The organism is Pseudomonas flexibilis (assembly GCF_000802425.1).
GTDB classification, from domain to species: Bacteria; Pseudomonadota; Gammaproteobacteria; order Pseudomonadales; family Pseudomonadaceae; genus Serpens; species Serpens flexibilis.
Genome location: NZ_JRUD01000003.1, coordinates 67482 through 90174 on the forward strand (window position 1 = coordinate 67482; position 22693 = coordinate 90174).

The window sequence follows — 22693 nt, forward strand, 5'->3', positions numbered from 1 at the left end:
TCGGTCGCCCATTTTTTTGCCTGGAAAAAGTCTACTTATACAAAATGTGAAAAAGTTCCCCTGACTTCAAACTTTCATAATCCGGAAATGGCTCTGTCACATCCGGTTCGGATACTCCGCTTCGGTCGAAACAGCGAAACGTTCAAATCGCTCGGACGTTATACAAACCCGATGGAGCTTTCCGATGAAAAAGAAGTTGATCGCGATGGTTGTCAGTGCCGCAGCTGTTATTCCCGCCGCGGCCATGGCGGATGTTGATGTTTATGGACGTGTCCATGTTTCCACCGATTTCCTGGACGATGGCGCCGATTATTCCGAAGTCAACATTTCCAGCAACTCCTCGCGTCTGGGTTTCAAGGGTAATCATCAGATCAATCCCGATCTGAAGGCGTTCTTCCAGATCGAGCAGGAAATCAATTTCACCAACAGCAATGGCGATAATTTCAGCACCCGCGACACCTTTGTCGGACTGAGCGGCAACTTCGGCGCCGTCCAGCTGGGTCGTTTCGACAGCCCGTTCAAGGTGGCCCGCGGTCCGGCCAACCTGTTCGGCGACCAAGTGGGTGATATGCGCAACCTGACGCGTGCCGGTCAGGCCCGCTTCGATGAGCGCTATGACAACACCTTCCAGTACACCACTCCGAACTTCAGCGGCTTCAATGCCAAGCTGGCGTACTCCGTGCACGAGGACAGCGTTGCCGCTTCGGATCACAAGACCGACAGTGTCAGCCTGTCGCTGAACTACGCCGGCGGCCCGTTCGAAGCCTCTCTGGCCTATGAGCAGGTTTCGGAAGAGGCCACCCGCGGCGAGCGGGACGGTATTCGTCTGGCTGCCGCCTACAAGCTGACCAGCGCTGCCAAGCTGGTCGGCTTCTACCAGACCCTGGACTACACCGGCCTGGCGGGTACCAGCGATGCGGTTCAGGAGCAGAACACTTCCGATGTCTACGGCCTGGGTGCCGAACTCAAGGTTGCCGCCAACACCGCCATCAAGGCCATGTGGATGGCCCGCGCCGTCGATGCTGACGACCGCGACAGCGACATGCTGGCCGTGGGTGTCGAGCACAAGCTGGACAAGGCGGTGCGCGTCTACGCCAACTACGCGCTGGTCAACAACGACGACAACATCGCGCTGACGCCCTGGGGGCAGGCCCGTACCGCCACCCCGCCCGGCACCAACGGCGAAACGGCCTCCGCGCTGTCCGTGGGCCTGCGCTACGACTTCTGATCTCATCCGAGAGCGGAAATCTCCAGCCGGGCTGCTCCTTGCGAGCAGCCCGGTTTTTTGTCATCGAAACGTAATCGTCCGTTCTTAATCTTCTGGCTCTGACCGATCGGGCAGCGTCATGCGGCCCATCCCCAACGCCAAGGAGTCTTCATGCGTCGTCTATTCTGGCTGGCCCTGATCGGGCTGCTGTCGGGCTGTGCCCAGCAGTCCCCCGTCAAGCTGTACGCGGGGCCCGAGTTGTCGCAGGCGCAGGTGCTCGTGGTTGAAGTGCCTGATGCGCTGGAAGTGATGGCTATCAACGGCCAGCCCGCACCTGCCGCCAATGGGTTGCTCGGCACCGGAAGTCGGGTGTTGCACCTGCGCCCCGGCGATTACCGGATCGATGCCTTCTACGAGAACGTCTTCGACATCGGCGGCGGCCTCAGTCACGAAGTGGTGCGCACGCGCAGCGCGACCTATCGTCTCACCGGTCGCGCCGGCGAGCGCTGGAAGCTTGATTACCGGGAGCCGGCCGGCCTGCAGGACGCGCGGGCCATGCAGGATTCCTTCGCCGGCTGGTCGGTGAACGTGCGCACCGGCGAGCGCATCGCCACGTCCCAGGGACCGAGGCCGGTGTCCACGGTCAGCCAGCTGCTTGGCCGTGACTCCAGCCCTGCTGCGCCCGCTTCGATCGAACCACTGGCGGCCGCCCCCGCACAGACTTTGCCGCACAACGACGCCACTCTGCACACCCTGCAGCAGTTGTGGCGGTTGCTCGATCCGCAAAGCCGACAGGCATTCCTGGATTGGGCGGGGCAGTAGCGGCTCCCTGTCGGGTTACACGCTTGCTCCCTTGCCCCGCCCGCTGGCGGGGCTTTTTTTGCTGATCGGCGCCCCGCCAGCGAGCCGATTTTCAAATCACGACGGAAGACGCTAGGCTTCCCGGGTCGTTTGCAGAGGCCCGCACCGCCCCATGACTGCGTTTACCTCGCCTGGTGGCACGCCTTCCGGCCGGGATATTCCGGAGCGGCACTTCTTCCGACCGCCGCTGCCGGCCGGTCACGCACCTCGTCCGCACCTGTGCGAGCGCCTGGAGCAGGGGCTCGAGGGTCGCCTGCTGCTGATCTGCGCGCCGGCGGGCTTCGGCAAGAGCTCCCTGGCCAGCGAATTCTGCGAGCGCCTGCCGTCCGGCTGGCGCACGCTCTGGCTTGGCCTGGGGCCTCGGGACGGCGACCCGGGGCGCTTCTTCGAGCGTTTTCTGGAAGGTCTGCGCAGGCATTATCCCGGCCTGTACGAGGAGGGCCTCGCCCTGCTGCGCATGCGCCAGCCACACCAGCCGTTCGCCTTCGAGGCCTGGCTGAGCGATCTGCTGGACGAACTGCAGGTACGCCTCGACGGTGAGGATCTGCTGCTGGTGCTGGACGATTACCATCTGGTGCAGGGGGCGGTGCTGGACAGCAGCCTGCAGTTCGTCCTGAACCACCTGCCGGCCGGCGTGCGCCTGCTGGTCACCAGTCGCCAGCGGCCCGCCTGGCACCTGGCGCGCCTGCGCCTGCACCGCCAGTTGCTGGAGCTGCAGGTCCAGGACCTGCGCCTGAGCGCCGAGGAGGCCGGTGCGCTGGTGGCCGGGCAGGGCACCCAGTTGAGCGATGAAGAGCGCGACCTGCTGCTGCAGCGCTGCGAGGGCTGGGTGGCCGGCCTGCGGCTGTGGTTGCTGGCGCGTCAGGATGCGCCGCAAACGGAGGCCGCTCCGCTGTCCCCGGCGATCGCCGACGGGCTGATCCACGATTACCTGCTTGAAGAAGTGATCGACCGCCAGCCTGCGGCCGTGCAGGCCTTCCTCTACCAGACCGCTTGCCTCGATCGCTTCTGCGCCGAGCTGTGCGACGCGTTGCGTGAAGAGCATGACAGCGCCGAGATTCTCGATCACCTCAAGGCCCATCAGGTCTTTCTGGTCCCCCTGGACGAGCAGGGCCGCTGGTTCCGCTATCACCATCTGTTCAGCGACCTGCTGCGCCGCCATCCGCCTGCCACGGGCGAGGTGTCGCGTGCCAGCCTGCACCTGCGCGCCTGTCGCTGGTACAGCCGGCAGAACGATCCGGTCGAGGCGGTCGAGCAGGCGTTGCGCGCCGGACGCAGCGATGTGGCCGCCGAGCTGGTGCAGAACCTGTCCGAAGAACAGCTGCTCGGCGAGCAGAACGTGGCCATGCTGTTGCGCTGGAAGCTGGAGCTGCCCGACAGCCTGCTCGGGCTTTCGCCACGGCTGATCCTGCTCTACGGCTGGGCCCTGGCCCTGGCCTGCCAACTGGACGCCGCCGAGGCACTGGCCGAACGGCTCGGACACTTCCTGCCGGCCGCCAGCGCGACTGAGCAGCGCTTGCTGCTGGCCCAATGGCAGGCCCTGAGCGGCATGATCGCCCGCGGGCGCGGCGAGATCGCGCTGGCCGAGCGGCATTGCCGCGAAGCCCTGGTCGATCTGCCGGCCGAGCGCTTCGGACAGCGCTTCATGTGTATTTCCACCCTGGCCAACCTGGCGGTGACGCGGGGTGTGCTGTGGCGCGCCCGTGACTTCAACCGCCAGGCGCTGGAGCTGGCCCAGCGCTACGGCAATCCGCTGTTCGAGGCGCTGGCCCATCACGATCGCGCGCGGGTGTTGCAGGCGCGTGGGGAAGTCCTGCGCGCGCTGGACGAGGTGCGCCTGGGCCTGGCGCGCCTGGGCGGTCTGGGCGCGCACAAGCCCTACGCGGTTCGCGCCCGGCTGACCCTGTACGAAGGCTACCTGCTGGCGCTGCGCCTTCAGCCGGAGCAGGCCCGCGAGCGGTTGCAGGCCGGTATCCGTGAAGCGCGGGCCTGCCGCGACGTGACCCTGGTGATCGGCTACAGCGTGCTGGCCACCCTGGCCGAGCAGGAGGGTGACATCGCCGAGGCTTTCCGTCTGCTCGCCGAAGCCGAGCGCACCCTGCACGCCTGGGATGTGCCGCCCATCTACTACCTGGCCCTGGTCACCCTGGTGAAATGCGAACTCTGGGCCGGCCAGGGGCAACTGCCCCTGGCCGAGCTGTGGCTGGCCCGGCTGAGTGACACCTACACCGGGGAGCAGCCGGCTGCGGCCCCGGAGCTGCTGCCCCAGTTGCCGCTGCACCTGGGGTTGCGCCGCGCCATCGTGGCCCGCCGGCGCTTCCAGACCGAGGACGCCGAGCGGCAGCTGCGCGATCTGCAGCGCCAGGCGCGCCGGCGCGGTGCCCTGATGTTCGCCTGCTTTGCGGATATCCACCTGTGCCTGTTGCTGCTGGATCGGGGGCGCCTGGAAGAGGCGGGCGCCGTGCTGGTCAGCGGGCTGGAGTCCGGCCGGGGCGGCTGTCTGCTGGCATTCCTGCACCTGCTGCGTCGCCATCCACACTGGCTGCGCGCGCAGCTTGCCGAGCAGCCGGACGGTCCGCTGGCGAGCGATCTGCTGGCCCTGCTGCCGGCGTCGGCCAGCTCGGCCGACGCTGGCGGGGAGGCGGTGCCGCTGAGCGGTCGCGAGCTGGGCGTGCTGCGCCTGATCGCCCAGGGGTGTTCGAACCAGGAAATCAGCGAGCGGCTGTTCATCTCGCTGCACACGGTGAAGACCCATGCGCGGCATATCAACGGCAAGCTGGGGGTGGAGCGGCGCACCCAGGCGGTGGCGCGGGCCAAGGCGCTGGGACTGCTGGACTGAGTGAGAGCCCTGCGCTCCGGCCGGTAAAGCGCCGATCGTCCTACGTCATGGCAGTGCTCCGGTCAGGATGGGTTCGGCGCCGGTCGATTTGGCGCGCATGTCGTCCTCGATGGCCAGCAGGGTCGGTTGCAGCGCATTGAGGCGGTCGCGCACCGCGGCCAGCGGATGTTCCCTCGCCAGGCTGTCCAGGCGCGCCAGGACCTCGGCGCGCGCCGGGGCCGGCAGGTGCACGAACAGCTCCGGCAACTGGCCGCTCAGCTCGCTGGCGTACTGCTCAAGCTCGGCGGCACCGAACTGCCGGGTCATGTCCAGGAAATCCAGGGCGCTGCGGGTCAGCTGGGCGGCGGCTTCCTTGGTGTCGCGCAGGCCCTGCAGGCGCACCGGGCTTCGTCGCTCCTCCTCCGACAGCGTCATCCAGAACTCCACCGTCAGGGTGAACAGCACCGCCTGCTGGCGCAGCGAATGGCTCATCAGCCCCAGCGCCTCGCTGGCGTAGGGCTGCTGCGCGGCCTTGAAATCCAGGTACAGGCGCAGCAGTTCGCGCAGGTGTAGCAGGATGTCCCGCGCCTGCTCCTGACGCTGCTCCAGGGCCACGTAGATGTTCAGTTGCGGGCGGAAGTTCTCGGGATTGACCATGCGCTGGTAGAGCGGCCCGGTGAATTCGCCGCCGCGCCGGGGCAGGGCGTCGGCCTGGCTGCCCTGCACCTTGCGCAGGGTGTCCAGCAACTGGCGGTAGTCCTCGCTGCTCCAGGGGCGCTGGATGTCGGGGATCGGCTCGCCGAGAAAGTACAACTCCGTAGCGGCCAGCGGTCTCAGCACAAGCAGCAGCACCAGGGCGAGCAGGGCGTTATGGGGGCGCGGCATGGGGCAATCCGTGGCTCGTTTCCGACCGGGGCAGCTTATCCAGCCTGGCGCGCAGCGTCATCCCGTCCTTCGGTTGGGCTCATGGGTGTTTTTTTCCGTGCTGTGATGCCGATGGCACGGGTACACCGTGCCTTCCGTTCGCTGCCGGCTCACAAGGAGAATGCCATGCCCGCTTCCAGTTCCACCCTGACGCCGCCCCTGGCCAGCGGCGTCGCCCGCCTGGGCTTCGGCGAGCTGCCCCTGCCCGCGCTCAAGGCCCGCTACGGCCACCCGGCCAGCGGTTCGCGTTATGTGGAGCTGGACGGCTTTGCGGTGCACTACCGCGATGAAGGCCACCCCGACCAGCCGGTGGTGGTGATGATGCACGGGGTGGTGGCTTCGCTGCATACCTGGGACGGCTGGGTGAAGGCCTTTTCGCGCCATTACCGGGTGATTCGCTTCGACCTGCCCTGTTTCGGTCTCACCGGTCCGGCGCCCGGCGGGTACTCCGAGGAGCGCATGCGCAAGGTGCTGGGGCTGTTGCTCGATCATCTGCGGGTCGAGCGGGCGACCCTGGTCGGCAACTCGCTGGGCGGCTACCTTGCCTGGAGCTACGCCCTGGAACAGCCCGAACGGGTGGATCGGCTGGTGCTGCTCGATCCGGTCGGCTACCCGATGCGAAGGATTCCCTGGATGATCGCCGCCGCCAGCCTGCCGGGCGCCACCTGGGCCATGCCGCTGTGGATGCCCCGCGCCTTGATCGCCCAGGGCGTGAAGGAAGTCTACGGGGATCGCAGCCGTATCCAGCCGGGCGTGCCCGATCGCTATTACGAGCTGACTCGCCGGCCCGGCAATCGCCGCGCCATGATGGAGATCTTCCGCCTGCTGGTGCGCCTGAACCGCAGCCGCAAGGACACCGCCGAGCGGGTGGCGCGCATCGGTGTGCCGACCCTGCTCATGTGGGGCGACCGGGACCGCTGGATCGCGCCGGAGCAGGTGGCCCTGTGGAAGCGCGACCTGCCGGGTGTGCAGGTGAAGGTGTATGCCGGCGTGGGGCATGTGCCGATGGAGGAAATCCCCGAACGCAGCGCCCTGGATGCGCTGAATTTCCTCGGCGCGAAGCGCTAGGGCGCTGGCCGCTGTGGGGCCGGGGACCTCGGCATCTGCCGAAACTCCGTCTGCCGGCGTAAACCTGGTGGCCTCGACCAGCCCTGCGGCGGTCACGACTGGCGAAACCGCACCAGCCGGCGCAGCAGCGGTCGGCCGGCCAGGTGCAGGAACAGCGGGGCGCCGGCGATCAGGTAGAAGTAATAGGTGACGCCCCGCCAGATGATGATTGCCGCCGCCGCGCTGGACTTGCCCACCAGCGGAGCGAGCAGCGCCACCGAGGCCAGTTCGGCGCTGCCGGCGCCGCCAGGTAGCAGGCTCAGCTGGCCGGCGCCCAGCGCCAGCACCTGGACCAGCACCGTCCAGGCCCAGGGCAGCGTGCTGCCCAGGCCCTGCAGGGTCAGGTAGAGCACGCTGTAGCGCAGCAGCCAGTGCAACGCGGTGAGCACGAACACCCCCAGCAGCACCCGGCGCGGCAGTCGCAGGCTGTCCTGCAGCGCATTGCGAAAGCCCAGTACCTTGCGCCCCCAGTGCACGCGCCGCCGCCAGGGCACGCCCAGTCGCGCCAGCAGATGGCCAAAGATGCGCAAGAGGCGGCGGTGGTTCCAGGCCAGCAGGAAGGCCAGTGTCAGCCCGCTGATCAACAGGAGCAGGCTGGCACCGAGCATCCAGCCCAGGCGCGAGCTCAGCGCGTTGAACAGCGCATAGCAGAGGATGCCCAGCAGCGCGCAGGCGAACACCAGCAGATCGCCCAGTTGTTCGACGGTGAAGATCGCCGTGCCCTGGGCCGGCCGCAGGCCGTGGCGCATCAGCAGCGCCATCAGGGTCAACGGGCCGCCGGCGCCGGCCGGCGTGGCGCAGATGGCGAACTCCGTGGCCATCACCACGCCCAGCGCACGGCCCTGGCCCATCGGCCGACCGACCAGCAGCAGGCGCAGGCGCAGCGCGTTGAGATTCCAGCCCACGAGGATCATGCCCAGCATCGCCAGCAACAGCCCCGGGGGAAAGGTGCGCAGGCGCTCCCACAGCCCGCTGCCGCCCAGCAGCAGAGGCACCAGCGCGGCGGCCAGCAGTGCACAGGCCAGGAGCCAGAGTCCGCGCTTCATGCGGCCGCTCGCTGCGTCCTGCAATGCTCCAGCCAGGCCGCCTTGGTCAGGGGGATGCGGCCGCTGTCGAGCAGACGGCGCACGGTGGCCAGCCAGAAGGCCCGCCCGCTGGGGTGGCGCAGATCCTCCGGATGCAGCGCCAGACGCAACACCGGCGCCTGCTGGTAGCGCCGCAACTGGGCTGCGCACCAGGCCTGGGACAGGCCGCGCCGCCAGGCACTGCGACTGGTCCACACCAGCGTCGGCGCAGGCAGCGCGGTGAAGTTGGGCAGCAGCAGCAGGCTGCGTGGATCACTGGTATAGCGCAGCCCGCTGCGGGCCAGGGCGCGCCGCGTGCCGGCGCTCATCAGCCAGGCCGGGGCGACGAACCCCTGCAGCGGCCAGCCGAGGCGCTTAAACAGCTCGACGCCTCGGGCCAGGCGCTCGCCGGCGCGCTGTTCATCGAGACGGAAGAACTCGCCCTCGCGGGTGTAGACGCGGCGCATGAACCAGTCGCGCGGATCGCGCGGCGGCGGTTCGTCGTCGCAGTGATGGAAGCCATGCAGGATCAGCTCGTCGCCCCGCGCCAGGCGCTGTTCGAGGATGTTGCGCAGCGGACTCGCCTGCAGGGGGTGGCGATGGTGGAAGTTGGGCACCACCAGCCAGCTCAGGGGCAGCGGACCGAGCTGGTCGAGCGCCTCCACGAACGGCCGGTACTGCGGCCAGCCGGGTGGCGCCACGTCATGCAGGACGATCAGCAGGTGCCGCTCAGCCATGCACCACCGCCGGCAGTTCTGTAACGCCCAGCACGGCGCGGTAATGGCCCAGCAGGCCGGCGACCACCGTGTCCCAGGAATAGTGACGCTCCACATGCCGGCGGGCCTGGCTGCCCAGTTGCCGGGGATCGCCTTCGAACAGCATCCGCACGGCCTGGGCCATGGAGGCGCCGTCGTTGGGCCGGCACAGCTGCCCGCAGTGCGGGGGTACGATCTCGGCCAGCGCCCCGGCGCGCACCGCTACCACCGGGATGCCGCTGGCCATGGCCTCCAGCACCACCAGGCCGAAGGTTTCCTGGTTGCCGGCGTGCAGCAGCGCGTCGCTGCTGGCCATCAGCCGCGCCACCTCGGTGGCGGGGCAGAAGTGGTTGATCACCGTGACATTGGCCGGCACCCGGGTGGGCATGCCGGAGCCGACCAGCAGCAGGTGGAAGGGATGCCCCAGGCGTTGTGCGCAGTCCAGCAACACCGGCAGGCGTTTTTCCCGCGAGCCGCGCCCGGCGAAGATCAGCAGCCGGGTCGCGTCGTCCAGGCCCAGCTGGCGTCGCAGGCCCTCGTCACGGTGGCGCGGGTGGAAGGTGTCCAGGTCGACGCCCAGCGGCTGCACGTGAACCTGCGTCACGCCCAGCCGCCGAAGTTTGTCGGCCATCACCTGGCTGGGCGCCAGCACGCGTTCGAAATTGCCATACAGGCGGGCGATATAGGCGTCCAGGTTGGTGTCCAGCCAGGGGCCGATGCGGTTGCGCACCAGACGCGGCAGGTCCGAGTGATAGAAGCCGATCACCGGCACGTCCAGGCGCCGACCGGCGTCCAGCGCCGCCCAGGCGGTCAGGTAGGGGTCGCCGACCTCGATCAGGTCCGGCTGCAGCGCGCGCAGCAGGTTACGCCACGGCGTGCGGCGTATGGGAAAGCGGTAGCCCCGGGCGAAGGGCAGCGGCGGGGTGGGGATGCGGTAGATGCCGTCGTGCTGGCTGTAGCTGTCGCCCGGAATCAGCAGGCTGTGCTGCACGCCGGGGTAGGCGCACAGGCGGCGGTGCTTGGCGTCCAGATAGGTGCGTACTCCGCCGCTGGCCGGCGCGTAGAACATCGTCATGTCAGCGATATGCACAGCATTCCTCCGTTGCGATCCGCTTCGATTGACCGTGCCGGACAGCGGGTGTTCGAAGGCTCTCTTCCTTCAAGACCGAAGCTTAGACGCGAACCTCGCACCCTTCGGGCTTTGTCACGCCGCCGTCATGCCGCTGTCACCGCCCCGACACCGGCCCTCCCTAGCATCGCCCTTGCCCACACTGCCCGACCGGCGGAGAAGCCGGCCAAGGAGACAAGCATGTTGCGTTCCCCCAGCCGCCTGCAGGCCGTGCGCCTGAGCGGTGACGATCAGCTGCGCGAAGCCCAGGCCCTGCGTTATCGCGTGTTCAGCCAGGCCTTCGAGGCCCACCTGCCGGGTGCCGACGAGGGGCTGGATCGCGACGATTACGATCCCCACTGCCTGCACATCGGTGTGCGCGACCTGGACAGCGGTGCGCTGGTGGCCACCACCCGCCTGCTCGACCACCAGGCGGCGCGCGGCCTGGGGCGCTTCTACAGCGAAGGGGAATTCCGCCTGCGCGGTCCGGCGCTGAGCCAGGGGCCGCTGCTGGAGATCGGCCGCACCTGCGTGGATGCCGCCTATCGCAACGGCGCGACCATCGGCGTGCTGTGGAGCGAACTGGCGGAAATCCTCAACGAGGGCGGCTACCGCTACCTGATGGGCTGCGCCAGCATCCCGATGCGCGACGGCGGCATCCAGGCGCGTGCGGTGATGCAGCGCCTGCGCGACAGCTACCTGTGCCACGAGCACCTGCGCGCCGAACCGCTCAATCCGCTGCCGGCGCTGGACATGGCGCTGCCCGACAACCTGGTGGCCGAGTTGCCGCCGCTGCTCAAGGCCTACCTGCGCCTGGGCGCGAAGATCTGTGGCGAGCCCTGCTGGGACCCGGACTTTCAGGTCGCCGACCTGTTCATCCTGCTGCGCCGCGAAGACCTCTGCCCGCGCTACGCCCGACACTTCAAGGCCGCGGTATGAGGCGGCTGCGGCTGGCCTGGCGCCTGCCGCGCCTGGTCGCGGTGCTGTTGCTGGGTGTGCTGTTCTCCCTGCTGCTGGCGCTGGTCGAGCCGCTGTGGCGCGGCGATCGCCTGGCCCTGCGTCTGCGCCTGACCCGGCGTTTCCACGCCGCGCTGGCGGCGGCCCTGCCGTTTCGCGTCACGCTGATCGGCGAGGTGCCGCATGAGCCACGGTTGTGGGTCGGCAACCATGTGTCCTGGACCGATATCCCGCTGCTCGGCCAGCTGCTGCCACTGGCCTTCCTGGCCAAGGCGGAAGTGCGCGGCTGGCCGCTGCTCGGCTGGCTGGCCGAGCAGGGCGGCACGCTGTTCATTCGTCGGGGCAACGGCGACGGCGCGAAAGTAGCCGAGCAACTCGCCGAGCGCCTGGGCCGACCCGGCGCGCTGGCGCTGTTCCCGGAAGGCACCAGCACGGACGGCACGCAGGTGCGTACCTTTCACGGTCGCCTGCTGGGCAGTGCCACGCAGGCCGGTGTGCCGCTGCAGCCGGTGGCCATTCGTTATCTGCGTGGCGGGCGCATCGACCCTCTGGCGCCGTTCATCGGCGACGATGAGCTGCCCGGCCACCTGCTGCGCCTGCTCGGCGCCGAAGTGGCTGAGGTGCATATCCATCTGCTGCCGCCTATTGACAGTCGCGGCAGGAGCCGGGACGAGCTGGCGCGGCTGAGCCGGCAGGCAGTGGCCGAAGCGTTGGGGCTGAGGGTGCCACCCTCTCCCCCGGCCCCTCTCCCGTCGAGGGAGAGGGGAGACGGTGCATGCAGGCCGGCGTAGGGTGGGCAACGTTGTTCTTGCCCACCATGGCGGTGGCCGCGGGTTCTGTCTGGCGGCCAGGAAGGCGCTGACTGCCCTACGCCGACCGCTGCTCTTCGGCGAAACGCATCAATTGCGGATAGAACGCGCGAAAGTCCTCCCACAGCGGGTCGTAAAGGCGTGCCAGCTCATCTTCCGCAGCGTCCAGCAGCTGCGGGCGCGACAGGCGGCGGCGCATGGCATCGACCACCCGAGGCAACGTGTCGAAATGGCGGTAGCTGCCCAGCCAGTCCTGGGCGGCCATGCGCGGGGCGATCAGCGCCAGGTGGCCGGGCAGCTCCGGGGTCACCGCCAGCACCCGGTACACGCGCCCGGTGAACTGCGGCAGGGATTCGCCGGCGTAGTCATCCCAGGCCCGCGCCAGGCAATGATCGAAGAACAGGTCGAGCAGGATGCCCGAGGTGCGCCGCCGCTCGGCGGGGAAGCGCGCACGGGCGGCCAGCACCGCCGGATGGCTGTCGGTGAAGGCATCGATGCGCCGGTGCAGACGGATCGCCGCCTCGATGTCGGCGGCAAAGCGCCCGGCCAGCGGTCCCTTGACGAAATCGCCGTACAGGCTGCCGAGCAACTGGGCCGGCGCGGGGCCGCCGAGGTGCAGGTGGGCGAGGTAGTTCATGGGGCGGCAGCTTACCGCGTGGATGCGCGGCGCGCATGCCGATGGTCAGGCGGCCGGGAGGTCCCGGTTCGTAGGGTGGACAACGGCGCAGCCTTGTCTACCGGGCTTTGCGCACGGTCGGGCAGTGGAAAATCGCTGCGCGAGTTTTCCACCCTACGGGGCGGGACGCGGCGGAGACCGACGCTGCGCGAGCAATCCATGCGAAAGACCGGCTCCGCGCCGGGTCCAATTGGCGTTGACTACTCTCGACCGTCTTGCGTGAGCGTCCGCCATGTCCCAACCGACCGATCTGCACATCCGCCCCCGTCGTCTGGCGTCCGGCCTGCCGGATCCGCTGCCGCGCCACTGGCACGGTGGCAATGCCTTCAAGAGTCATCTGTTCAACGCCATGTCGGTGCTGTTCCCCGATGGCGAGCGCTTCTTCATCGATTCGGTACGGCTGTTCCGTGAGCAAGTCACCGATGACGAACTGAAGGAACAGATTCGCGGCTTCATCGGCCAGGAAGGCCACCATAGCCGCGAACACCTGGAGTACAGCCAGCGCCTGCGCGAGCTGGGCTATGACATCGACGCCATCGAGCGCCGGCTGAAACGACGGCTGGCGTTCATTCAGCGCCACCTGCCGGATCGCCTGCAACTCGCCGCCACCTGCGCGGTGGAACACCTGACCGCCATCATGGCCAACGCCCTGCTGTCCAACCCGGACTGGATGGAAGGCGCCGACCCGCGCCTGGCGCGCCTGTGGCGCTGGCACGCGCTGGAGGAAACCGAGCACAAGGCGGTGGCATTCGATCTCTACCTGCAGGTCTGCGGCAGTCCCTGGCTGCGCCGCCGGGCGATGCTGCAGAGCACGATCTTCTTTACCTGGGACACCACGCGCGGGCTGATCCATTTCCTGCGCCGCGACGGCCTGCTCTGGAACTGGGGTGTCTGGCGCGATGGCCTGGGCTGGCTGTGGGGACGGCGCGGCATCTTCCGGCCGCTGGTGCGCGATTACCTGGACTTCTACCGGCGCGATTTCCATCCCTGGCAGCACGACAACCGGGCCTTGATGGTCCGCTATCAGGAAGAATTTGCCGGCGAGGTGCTCGGGCGGGGCTAGTTGAACCCGTGGGGCGGTCAAACACCCGCCCCACGGTGTGCCAGCCGGCTCTGCTGACCTGACCATGTCCCGTCTGTCACAAAGAATTCACCCGACATAGGTGGTTCTACTCACGCGCCCGAGATGTGCGTGATGTCACAATGCCAGTTGATTGTGTGATCTGCGATGCAGGAATCGACTGCGCATGCCTCCCCGGAATTCTTCTGTTGTTGCTCTCGCGGCCCTGGCCGTTCTCAACCTGTTGATCTGCACCTGGCTGGCGTCGGTCTGGTGGCAGGGCCTGTTGTGGGCGGCCGCCCTGGCGGGGCTACTGCTCTGGGTCGGCCGTTCCCCGGCGGGCGTGCGGGAGGAGTCGCAACCCGCAGCTGATCTCCCGGACCCGGAGCAGACCGAGCGCCTGCAGCGCTTGCAGGCGCTGACTGGCAGCGTGGTGCCGATGTGGAACCGCCACCTGGGGCTGGCCCGTCAGCAGATGGGCGATGCCATCGGCAACCTGGGCAGCGGCTTCAGCGGTCTCAACCAGCGCCTGCTGGCCGGCGACCAGATGGCCGGTGGCGAGCTGGGCAATCGCGCCATTGCCGCCATCGACCAGGCCGAGCAGGGCCTGCAGAGCCTGGTCGAGGCCCTGCGCCAGACCCAGCAGTACCGCGCCAGCCTGGTCAGCGAAATCCTCGGCATCGCCGGCCACACCAACCAATTGCGACGCATGGCCGAACAGGTCGGCGAGATCGCCGACCAGACCAACCTGCTGGCCCTGAACGCCGCCATCGAAGCGGCCCGCGCCGGCGATGCCGGGCGCGGTTTCTCGGTGGTCGCCGACGAGGTGCGCAAGCTCTCCAACCAGTCCGGCGAGGCCGGCAAGCAGATTCGCGAGACGGTGAAGACCGTGACCGACGCCATCCACAAGGCCGAGACCCTGTCGCAATCCTTCGCCGAGCGCGAGCAGGCGCTGGTCAGCGACTCCAGCCAACTGGCCGAGCAGATCGTCGCCCAGTTCGCCGACACCAGCCGCGCGCTGCAGGACTCGCTGCAGCAACTGCGCGACGAGCGCGGGCAGATCGAGCACGACCTGGCCCAGCTGATCGTCAACCTGCAGTTCCAGGACCGCGTCGACCAGATCATCAGCCACGTCACTGCCGACATGGAGCGCCTGCAGGCCTGCGCCCGCGACCTGGCCGAGTGCGATCTGGCCGGCCTCGGCGTCGAGCAGTGGCTCAAGCGCCTGGCCGGCACCTACACCACGCTGGAGCAGCAGGCGCTGCACGACGGCCGGCGCAACAGTGCGGCCGCCGCTTCCTCCTCCGTCACCTTCTTCTGATTCAAAGGAGCATTCGATGAGCAAGACAATCCTGGTCGTGGACGACTCCGCCAGCATGCGCCAGATGATCGGCCTGACCCTCAAGGGCGCCGGTTACAGCGTCATCGAGGCCACCGATGGCAAGGACGCGCTGGGCAAGCTGGACGGCCGCAAGATCAACCTGATCGTCTCCGACGTGAACATGCCCAACATGGACGGCATCGCCTTCGTTCAGGCCGCCAAGCAGGTGGCCGGCTACCGCTTCACCCCGGTGATCATGCTCACCACCGAAGGCAGCGAAGACAAGAAGCAGCAGGGCAAGGCCGCCGGCGTGCGCGCCTGGATGGTCAAGCCGTTCCAGCCGGCGATGCTGCTGGACGCCGTTTCCAAGCTGGTGATCTGAACCCATGACGCCCAGCGATCCCAACGCCGTGCTGCAACTGGGTGGCGCCTTCACCATCGAACGCGCCGCCGAGCTCAAGGGCCTGCTGCTGCAGCAGATCATGGAGAATCGGCCCGAGCGCCTCGACCTGCGCGGCATCACCGAGCTGGACACGGCCGGGCTGCAGTTGCTGCTGTCCGTCAAGCGCTGCTGGCCGCGCCTGAGCCTGGTCGAGCCGAGCCCGGCGGTTTCCCAGGTGGTGGACCTGCTGCGTCTTGCGGATTTCATCGACTGAGCGGCGGAGAAACTCATGGATATTCAAGCGGTACGCAACGTGCTGCTCGAGGAAGCCCGCGAGTTGCTGGCCACCTACGAGCACACCCTGCTCGACATCGAGGCCCAGGGCCTGGACGGCGAGCGAATCAACGCCATCTTCCGCGCGGCCCATACCCTCAAGGGTTCGTCGGGCATGTTCAACCTGCAACGGGTGGTCAGCTTCACCCATCTGCTGGAAAGCCTGCTGGTGCGCGTGCGCAGCGGCGAGCAGCCGATGGGCGGGGCGCTGATCAGCCTGCTGTTGCGCTGCGGCGACTACCTGAGCCGGCTGTTCGACAAGGTCGCCGAAGGCCTGGACGATGAAGACCCCGACCCGGCCCAGCGCGCCGAACTGATCGCCGCCCTGGAGGACTACCTGGGCAGCGTGCAGGCGCTCAAGCCCCTGGCGGGCGTGCCGGCGGGCAGCGAGGCGCAGGACTGGCTGATCGGCATTCATTGCCACCCCGAGCTGTTCCATCACGGCCTGGACCCGCTGCCGTTCATCCAGTACCTGGTCGGCATGGGCGAGCTGCTGGAGTTGGCCCTGGACCGCGAGCTGATTCCCAGCCTCGAGGACATCGATCCGGAGACCTGCTACTTCAAGGTCGACCTGCTGCTGCGCACGACCGCCAGCCGCGAGGCGCTGACGCAGGCCCTGGAGTTCATCCAGGAAGACTGCGACATCAGCCTGGAGCCGCTGGAAGCCATCGTCGCCGAGGCGCCGGAAGCTCCAGAGGCCAGCGAGCCGGCGCCCGTCGAGTCCGCCGCCCCGGCAAGCGCCCCCGCGGCGCCGGCCGCCTCCGGGGAGCGCGCCGCGCGGCGCGACGAGCAGAGCATGATCAAGGTCGATGCCCGCAAGCTCGACCAGCTGATCGACGCGGTGGGCGAGCTAGTGACCCGCTCGGCGCGCTGCCGCACCCTCAGCCTCACGTCCGCCCGCGAGACGGTGGAAACCTTTGTCGAGGAAGTGGACGGCTTCATCGAACAACTGCGCGATCGCGCGCTGAAGCTGCGCATGGCACCGATCAACGAGGTGTTCCAGCGCTTCCCGCGCGTGGTGCGCGACGTGGCGCGCGACCTGGGCAAGGATGTCGAACTGCAGATCCGGGGCGCCGAGACCGAGCTGGACAAGACCCTGATCGACAAGCTCGCCGACCCCCTGATGCACATCGTGCGCAATGCCCTGGACCACGGCATCGAGCCGGTCGAGGCGCGCCAGGCCGCCGGCAAGCCGGCGCGCGGTCGCCTGCTGCTCAACGCCTACCACGAATCCGGTTCGGTGGTCATCGAGGTCAGCGATGACGGCCGCGGCCTGAACGCCGCGAAGATTCGCGCCCGCGCCATCGAGCGCGGGCTGATCGGCGCGGAGACGCTGCTCGACGAACAGGGTGTCTTCGCGATGATCTTCGAGGCCGGCTTTTCCACGGCCGAGCAGGTCACCGACCTGTCCGGACGCGGTGTGGGCATGGATGTGGTGCGCCGCAGCATCGAAGCCATGCGCGGCACCCTCGAAATTCAGTCGACCCTGGGCCAGGGCACCTGCTTCCGCATCCGCCTGCCGCTGACGCTGTCGATCATCGACGGTTTCCAGGTGGTCGTTGGCGAGGCGCATTTCGTGATCCCGCTGGAACAGGTGGTCGAGTGCCTGGAGCTGCCGGCCAACGCCAGCGCGCGGCAGGTGATGAGCCTGCGCGGCACGCCGCTCAGCTACGTGCGCCTGGCCGAACTGTTCGAGCTGCCCCGCGACCCCGCGGCCCGCGAGTGCCTGGTGGTGGTCCAGCACGGCCAGCAACGCACCGGCATCGTCGTCGACCGCTTCGCCGGCGAACTGCAGGCGGTGATCAAGCCGCTCAACCCCATGCTGCGCAACGTGCCGGGCCTGGGTGGCTCGACCATCCTGGGCGACGGCCGCGTGGCGCTGATTCTCGACATCAATTCCTTGCTGGCCACGCCGCGTCGCGTGGAGCACGCCTAATCTGGTTAGCCTTACCTGGAGCACACCTCATGCAGTGGTATCTCAACCTCAAACTCATGCAGAAGCTGGTGATCGCCTTCTGCGTCGGCGCCCTGCTGACCCTGGCCGTGGGTGTCCTGGCCGTGCTGCGTCTGCAGCAGATGGCTGACATCAATCAGGACATGTACGACAACCGCCTGGTGGGCATCGACGCGTTGGGCAAGGCCAGCGCGTCGATGCTGACCCACACCCGGGGGGTACTGATGCTGCCCATGCTGGACCGCCAGGACTTGCTGGCGATGTTCGATACCCTGCAACGGCTTGAGAAGGAGGTGGATGCGCATGCCCAAGTCCTCGCCAAGACGAAGATGTCCGCTGAAGGCAGCAAGCTTTATGACCGTATCCAGCAGCTCTACGGCGAATATTTGGGGGCTTCCCACCAAGCGGTGACCCTTGCTCGCGAGCAGCAGGCCGAGCGTCTCCTGTCGCAGGTCATGGGGCCGGTGCGCAAGACATCTTTCGCCGTGAACGACGCAGTGAATGAGCTCGCCGCCCGCAACGCCATGGTGGCAGGCGAGGCCAATGAGGCCGCCAATGCGACTGCCCGCCAGACCCTGTTGCTGTTGGTGGTGGTTATCGCGATCGCAGCGCTGCTGGCGATAGGCATGGGGCTGCTGCTGGCTCGCCACGTGACGCGCCAGTTGGGCGGCGAGCCGGACTACGCCACCGCGATCGCCCAGAAGGTGGCCGCCGGCGACCTGACCGTCGAGGTGCAGATCAGCAACGACAACAGCCTGCTGGCCTCCATGAAGTCCATGGTCGAGCGCCTCACCCAGGTGATCGGCGAGGTGCGTTCCTCGGCCGACGCGCTGGCCTCCGCCTCCGAGCAGGTGTCCGCCGCCTCCACCACGCTGAGCCAGAACTCCACCGAGCAGGCCGCCAGCGTCGAGGAGACCAGCGCCGCCATCGAGCAGATTGCCGCCACTGTGGCGCAGAACGCCGAGAACGCCCAGGTCACCGACAACATGGCCACCAAGTCGGCCAATGAGGCCCGCGAAGGCGGTCGCACCGTGAAGGAAACCGTCAATGCGATGAAGGACATCGCCGAGAAGGTGAAGATCATCGACGCCATCGCTTACCAGACCAACCTGCTGGCGCTCAACGCTGCCATCGAGGCGGCCCGCGCCGGTGACCACGGCAAGGGCTTCGCGGTGGTCGCCGCCGAAGTGCGCAAGCTGGCCGAGCGCAGCCAGGTGGCCGCCCAGGAAATAGGTGAATTGGCCTCCTCCAGCGTGCAGCTGGCGGCCAACGCCGGCCAGGTGCTCGACCAGATGGTGCCGGCCATCGGCCAGACCGCTGACCTGGTCAAGGAAATCACCGCAGCTTCCCGTGAGCAGAGTGCCGGGCTGGAGCAGATCACCGCCGCTATCGGCCAACTCTCGCAAACCACCCAGACCAACGCCGCCGCGTCCGAGGAGCTGTCCGCCACCTCGGAAGAGATGAGCGCCCAGGCCACCCAGCTGCAGCAGATGATGACTTTCTTCCGCTTGCAGGCTGGCGAAACCGGCATGGCCAGGGAGCACGCCGCCGCGCGCCGCCAGGGCTTCAAGCGCAGTGGCGCGCCCGTCGACGAATCGGCCTTCACTGCGTTTTAAGGAGTGCCCATGAGCAGCGAGCGCAACGCCGGCACGGCCCTGCAGGCCGGGCAGTACCTGATGTTTACCCTGGGCGAGGAAACCTTCGGCTGTCGCATCGCCTGCATTCGCGAGATCATCGAATGCCCGCCGATGACCGCCATTCCGCTGACCCCTGCGTTCCTGCGCGGGGTGATCAACCTGCGTGGCGCGGTGGTGCCGGTGATCGACCTGTCGGTGCGTTTCGAGCGTGGCCGTACCGCGCTGGCCGAGCGCACCTGCATCGTCATCGTCGAGGTGGCCGGCGCCGAGGGTCCGCAACTGCTCGGCGTGATCGTCGACGGGGTGACCGAGGTGCTGGAAGTGGACTCTGCCGACCTGGAGATGCGGCCCAGCCTGGGCGGTGGCATTCGCGCCGATTTCGTCGCCGGCATGATCCGCCAGGGCGATCAGTTCGTGCTTGCCCTGGACATGGACAAGGTGCTGTCCGGCGACGAGCTGGCACGCCTGGTGGACATCCAGCAGCAGGCGCGCGAAAGCGCGTCGGGCTGACGGGGGCGGCATGTCGGGCATCTACGGGCTGAGTGACAGCGCCTATCGGCAGATCCGCGAGGCGTTCCGCCGCGCCAGCGGCATCGATATGCCGGAGAGCAAGCGCCAGCTGGTGGCCGGGCGGCTGTACTGCCGCCTCAAGGCCCTCGGCCTGCCCGATTACGACGCCTACGTCGCGCTGCTCCAGCAGCCGGAACAGGCGGTCGAACGGCAATGCATGGTCGACCTGCTGACCACCAACGAGACCTACTTCTTCCGCGAGCCGGAGCATTTCCGCTACCTGGCCGCGCAGATCCTGCCGACCCTGCGCCAGCGCCCGGTGCGCGTCTGGTGCGCGGCGGCATCCACCGGCGAGGAACCCTACAGTCTGGCGATGCTGCTGCAGGACAAGCTGGGCGACGGTGGCTGGTCGCTGCTGGCCAGCGACCTGTCGACCCGGGTGCTGGAGCGTGCGAGTCAGGGCCTGTACCCGCTGCAGCGCCTGGAGCTGCTGCCGCAGGAATACCTCAAGCGGTTCTGCCTGCGCGGCACCGGTGACTATGAAGGCCAGTTGCTTATTCGCCGCGAGTTGCGCGAGAAGGTGCGCTTCTGCCAGCACAATCTGTTAGATTCCGCCGCCGATTTAGGGCAATTTGACATCATCTTCTTGCGCAACGTACTGATCTATTTCAACGGCGCCACTCGCCATCAGGTGATCCAGCAGGTGCTACGTCAGTTGCGCCCCGGCGGCTGGCTGATCATCGGCCATTCCGAATCGCTGCAGGGCGTGCAGAGCCCCGTGCAACTGGTGCGTCCGTCCGTCTACCGGCTGCCGGCCTCGCTGGCCGCGGTGCGTGCCGACCTGCGCGGAGTCGCCTGATGATCAAGGTGATGATCGTCGATGATTCGGCGGTGGTGCGCTCGCTGCTCAAGGAAATGCTCTCCGGGCAGCCGGACATCCAGGTGATCGCCACGGCGCCCGATCCGCTGTTCGCGCAGCAGAAGATGCGCAGCGAGCGGCCGCACGTGCTGATCCTCGACATCGAGATGCCGCGCATGGATGGGCTGACCTTCCTGCGCCAGCTGATGGGCGAGGCGCCGATCGCCACCATCGTGTTCTCCTCGCTGGCCGAGCAGGGTTCGAGCACGGCCCTGGATGCCCTGGATGCCGGGGCGGTGGGCATCATGACCAAGCCGGCCGGTGGCATGAGCGAGTTCATCGCCGCCCACCAGCGGGACTTCCTGCAGATGATCCGCGACGCCGCCCAGGTGCGCCTGGCGCCGCGCCGGCCGGTTTCCGGTCGCCCACAGGCGGTGGTCGCGCCAGCGCGACCGCTGCAGCGCACCACCGACAGCGTGGTGGCGATCGGCACCTCGACCGGCGGCACCCAGGCGCTGGAACGGGTGCTCACCCGCCTGCCGGTCACCTGCCCGGGGCTGGTGATCGTCCAGCACATGCCGGCCAACTTCACCCGGCTGTTCGCCCAGCGCCTCAATGCCCTGTGCGAGATCGAGGTGCGCGAGGCGCGCAACAACGACCGGGTGCTCAGCGGGCAAGCGCTGATCGCCCCGGGTGGCCTGCACCTGCAGCTCAAGCGCAACGGCGCGCAATACGCGGTGGAGGTGCTGGACGGCCCCCAGGTGTCGCGCCACAAGCCCTCGGTGGACGTGCTGTTCCGCTCGGTGGCCCGCACGGCCGGACGCAACGCGCTGGGCGTGATCATGACTGGCATGGGCGACGACGGCGCCCGCGGTCTCAAGGAAATGCACGAGGCCGGGGCCACGACCCTGGCCCAGGACGAACAGAGCTGCGTGGTCTTCGGCATGCCCAAGGAGGCCATTCGTCACGGCGGGGTCAGCCGCGTCTGCGCCCTCGATGACATCCCCGAACTGATTGCCCGCTTTGGGCGTTGAATCTGCCTGGATACACCCTGATGCAGCTTGCCGAACTTCCCCTGTCCGTGCGCCAGACCCGGGTCCTGCTGGTGGACGACAGCGCCCTGCAACGCGAATGCGCCGCCGAGCTGCTCGAGACCCTCGGCCTGTCGCTGATTGCCCAGGCCGCCAGCGGCCGGGAGGCGCTGACGCTGCTGCGCCGTCTGGCCGAACAGCAACTGCCGCTGCCGCTGCTGATCCTCGACCTGGAAATGCCGGAAATGGACGGCATCGAGCTGCTGCTGCAACTGCATGAGGAGGACCTGTGTCCGCCGGTCGTGCTCTCCAGCGGCTGCGAGGAGGCCTTGGTGGCCACCGTGCTCGACATGATCCGTACCCTGCGCCTGCCCCTGCTGGGCAATCTGCCCAAGCCGCTGTCCGGCAAGGATCTGCACGGGCTGCTGCAGCACCTGCCGAACCTGGCGAGCCCGCCGGTCGAGGAGGCCGTCAGGCCGACCGTCAGCGTCACCGTTCCGAGCCTGCGCGAGGCCTTGCGCCAGGGCCATATGCGGCCCTACTACCAGCCGAAGATCGACCTCAAGAGTGGCCAGCTGCTGGGTTACGAGGTGCTGGCCCGCTGGCAGGATCCACGCCAGGGCATGCTCTACCCGGGTGATTTCATCGCCCTGGCCACGGAAAGCGGCCTGTTGCCGGAGCTGACGTTCCAACTCGTCGAACAGGTGTTGGCCGACGCGGCGCGCCTGCAGCAGCAGGGCTGGACGCCGAGCATGGCGGTGAACATCGATATCAGCATGCTGGCCAACCGCAACTTCGCCAATGAACTGATCGCCCGCGTTCAGGCCAGCGGCGCGCGCGCCGAGCAATTGATTCTGGAAGTCACCGAAAGCGCGCTGATGCACGACACCGCCGCCACCCTGGCTTCGGTAGGCCGCCTGCGTCTGGCCGGCTTCGGGCTGTCCATCGATGACTACGGCACCGGCTTCTCGACCCTGCAACAGCTGACCCGGTTACCGTTCACCGAACTGAAGATCGACCGAGCCTTCGTCACCAGCGCGCACCGTAACCGGCGCAGCCTGGCCATCCTGCAATCGGCCATCGACATGAGTGTGCGCCTGCGATTGCCGAGCATCGCCGAGGGCGTGGAGACCATCGACGAGGTGCGGCTGCTCTGCGGCCTGGGCTGCAGCGCCGCGCAGGGCTACCTGTTCGCCCGCCCGATGCCCGGCGAGGCGCTGCTGGACTGGCATGCCGCGCATGCCGGCAAGGCGTCACTGGAAGACTGGTTCCGGAGCTGAGCAGCTGGAACAGACTTTGCTGCATGGGCACCATTTACAG

Annotated in this window: 20 protein-coding genes and 2 pseudogenes; 17 read left to right on the top strand and 5 right to left on the bottom strand. The window is 67.9% G+C overall.

Going from position 1 to position 22693, the window contains the following annotated elements:
- Window positions 1-184 precede the first annotated feature (184 nt).
- The 3 genes from SF06_RS02935 to SF06_RS02945 all read left to right on the top strand — a co-directional run bounded on the left by SF06_RS02935 (window position 185) and on the right by SF06_RS02945 (window position 4907).
- Complete coding sequence (locus SF06_RS02935) at window positions 185-1228, top strand: porin (RefSeq protein WP_039559905.1); 1044 nt, start codon at window positions 185-187, stop codon at window positions 1226-1228.
- Window positions 1229-1378: 150 nt separating this feature from the next.
- Window positions 1379-2029: a DUF2057 family protein gene (locus SF06_RS02940; protein WP_039559907.1), complete on the top strand. Its 651-nt coding sequence runs from the start codon at window positions 1379-1381 to the stop codon at window positions 2027-2029.
- A 151-nt stretch (window positions 2030-2180) separates the two neighbouring features.
- Entirely contained in the window at window positions 2181-4907 is a 2727-nt protein-coding gene (locus tag SF06_RS02945) for a winged helix-turn-helix domain-containing protein (RefSeq protein ID WP_039559909.1), read from the top strand.
- A 45-nt stretch (window positions 4908-4952) separates the two neighbouring features.
- Here the strand turns inward: SF06_RS02945 and SF06_RS02950 are convergent, their stop codons facing one another.
- A complete protein-coding gene (locus SF06_RS02950; RefSeq protein WP_039559911.1) occupies window positions 4953-5771 on the bottom strand; it encodes a hypothetical protein in 819 nt (272 codons plus the stop codon).
- A 165-nt stretch (window positions 5772-5936) separates the two neighbouring features.
- Between SF06_RS02950 and SF06_RS02955 the strand changes: the two genes are divergently transcribed.
- On the top strand, window positions 5937-6878 hold the full coding sequence (locus tag SF06_RS02955; RefSeq protein WP_027591920.1) for an alpha/beta fold hydrolase: 942 nt from the start codon (window positions 5937-5939) through the stop codon (window positions 6876-6878).
- Between the two features lie 92 nt (window positions 6879-6970).
- Here the strand turns inward: SF06_RS02955 and gpgF are convergent, their stop codons facing one another.
- From gpgF to gpgS, 3 genes are read right to left on the bottom strand one after another with little or no spacing between them, the layout of a single operon-like run.
- Window positions 6971-7963 carry a glucosaminyl phosphatidylglycerol flippase gene (gpgF, locus tag SF06_RS02960; protein ID WP_039559912.1) on the bottom strand — a complete coding sequence of 331 codons (993 nt, stop codon included), beginning with the start codon at window positions 7961-7963 and terminating at the stop codon, window positions 6971-6973.
- Complete coding sequence (gpgD, locus tag SF06_RS02965; protein ID WP_039559914.1) at window positions 7960-8718, bottom strand: N-acetylglucosaminyl phosphatidylglycerol deacetylase; 759 nt, start codon at window positions 8716-8718, stop codon at window positions 7960-7962. Before gpgD ends, gpgF begins: the two co-directional genes overlap by 4 nt.
- Window positions 8711-9826, bottom strand: coding sequence for an N-acetylglucosaminyl phosphatidylglycerol synthase (gene gpgS, locus SF06_RS02970; RefSeq protein WP_027591793.1), 1116 nt, complete (start codon window positions 9824-9826; stop codon window positions 8711-8713). Before gpgS ends, gpgD begins: the two co-directional genes overlap by 8 nt.
- 219 nt (window positions 9827-10045) lie before the next feature.
- Here gpgS and olsB point away from each other — a divergent pair, with 219 nt between their 5' ends.
- Complete coding sequence (gene olsB, locus SF06_RS02975) at window positions 10046-10783, top strand: L-ornithine N(alpha)-acyltransferase (RefSeq protein WP_039559916.1); 738 nt, start codon at window positions 10046-10048, stop codon at window positions 10781-10783.
- Window positions 10780-11592 (top strand): lysophospholipid acyltransferase family protein, encoded by an 813-nt coding sequence (locus SF06_RS02980; RefSeq protein ID WP_065365661.1) that lies wholly within the window; start codon window positions 10780-10782, stop codon window positions 11590-11592. Before olsB ends, SF06_RS02980 begins: the two co-directional genes overlap by 4 nt.
- Window positions 11593-11668: 76 nt before the next feature.
- Here SF06_RS02980 and SF06_RS02985 read toward each other — a convergent pair whose 3' ends face one another.
- Window positions 11669-12247 carry an acyl carrier protein phosphodiesterase gene (locus SF06_RS02985; RefSeq protein WP_039559918.1) on the bottom strand — a complete coding sequence of 193 codons (579 nt, stop codon included), beginning with the start codon at window positions 12245-12247 and terminating at the stop codon, window positions 11669-11671.
- 271 nt (window positions 12248-12518) lie between these two features.
- On the opposite strand from SF06_RS02985, the gene SF06_RS02990 reads away from it, so the two are divergent.
- From SF06_RS02990 to SF06_RS03035, 11 genes and pseudogenes are all read left to right on the top strand, one after another.
- A complete protein-coding gene (locus SF06_RS02990; protein WP_037009932.1) occupies window positions 12519-13349 on the top strand; it encodes a metal-dependent hydrolase in 831 nt (276 codons plus the stop codon).
- Between the two features lie 544 nt (window positions 13350-13893).
- Complete coding sequence (locus SF06_RS18815) at window positions 13894-14667, top strand: methyl-accepting chemotaxis protein (protein ID WP_267882102.1); 774 nt, start codon at window positions 13894-13896, stop codon at window positions 14665-14667.
- 16 nt (window positions 14668-14683) lie between these two features.
- Window positions 14684-15049, top strand: coding sequence for a response regulator (locus SF06_RS03000; protein WP_027591788.1), 366 nt, complete (start codon window positions 14684-14686; stop codon window positions 15047-15049).
- A gap of 4 nt (window positions 15050-15053) precedes the next feature.
- A complete protein-coding gene (locus tag SF06_RS03005) occupies window positions 15054-15323 on the top strand; it encodes an STAS domain-containing protein (RefSeq protein WP_039559919.1) in 270 nt (89 codons plus the stop codon).
- A 15-nt stretch (window positions 15324-15338) separates the two neighbouring features.
- Entirely contained in the window at window positions 15339-17318 is a 1980-nt protein-coding gene (locus SF06_RS03010; RefSeq protein WP_052199684.1) for a chemotaxis protein CheA, read from the top strand.
- A gap of 56 nt (window positions 17319-17374) precedes the next feature.
- Window positions 17375-17890, top strand: a pseudogene (locus SF06_RS18940) (MCP four helix bundle domain-containing protein); the annotation flags it as partial.
- Between the two features lie 447 nt (window positions 17891-18337).
- A pseudogene (locus tag SF06_RS18945) lies at window positions 18338-18952 on the top strand (methyl-accepting chemotaxis protein); the annotation flags it as partial.
- A gap of 9 nt (window positions 18953-18961) precedes the next feature.
- Window positions 18962-19483 (top strand): chemotaxis protein CheW, encoded by a 522-nt coding sequence (locus SF06_RS03020; protein WP_039559923.1) that lies wholly within the window; start codon window positions 18962-18964, stop codon window positions 19481-19483.
- A gap of 10 nt (window positions 19484-19493) precedes the next feature.
- Window positions 19494-20342 (top strand): CheR family methyltransferase, encoded by an 849-nt coding sequence (locus tag SF06_RS03025; protein ID WP_052199685.1) that lies wholly within the window; start codon window positions 19494-19496, stop codon window positions 20340-20342.
- Window positions 20342-21376, top strand: a complete 1035-nt coding sequence (locus tag SF06_RS03030) for a protein-glutamate methylesterase/protein-glutamine glutaminase (RefSeq protein WP_037008704.1) — start codon at window positions 20342-20344, stop codon at window positions 21374-21376. Before SF06_RS03025 ends, SF06_RS03030 begins: the two co-directional genes overlap by 1 nt.
- Window positions 21377-21396: 20 nt before the next feature.
- Window positions 21397-22653 (top strand): EAL domain-containing response regulator, encoded by a 1257-nt coding sequence (locus SF06_RS03035; RefSeq protein ID WP_051587383.1) that lies wholly within the window; start codon window positions 21397-21399, stop codon window positions 22651-22653.
- Window positions 22654-22693 lie beyond the last annotated feature (40 nt).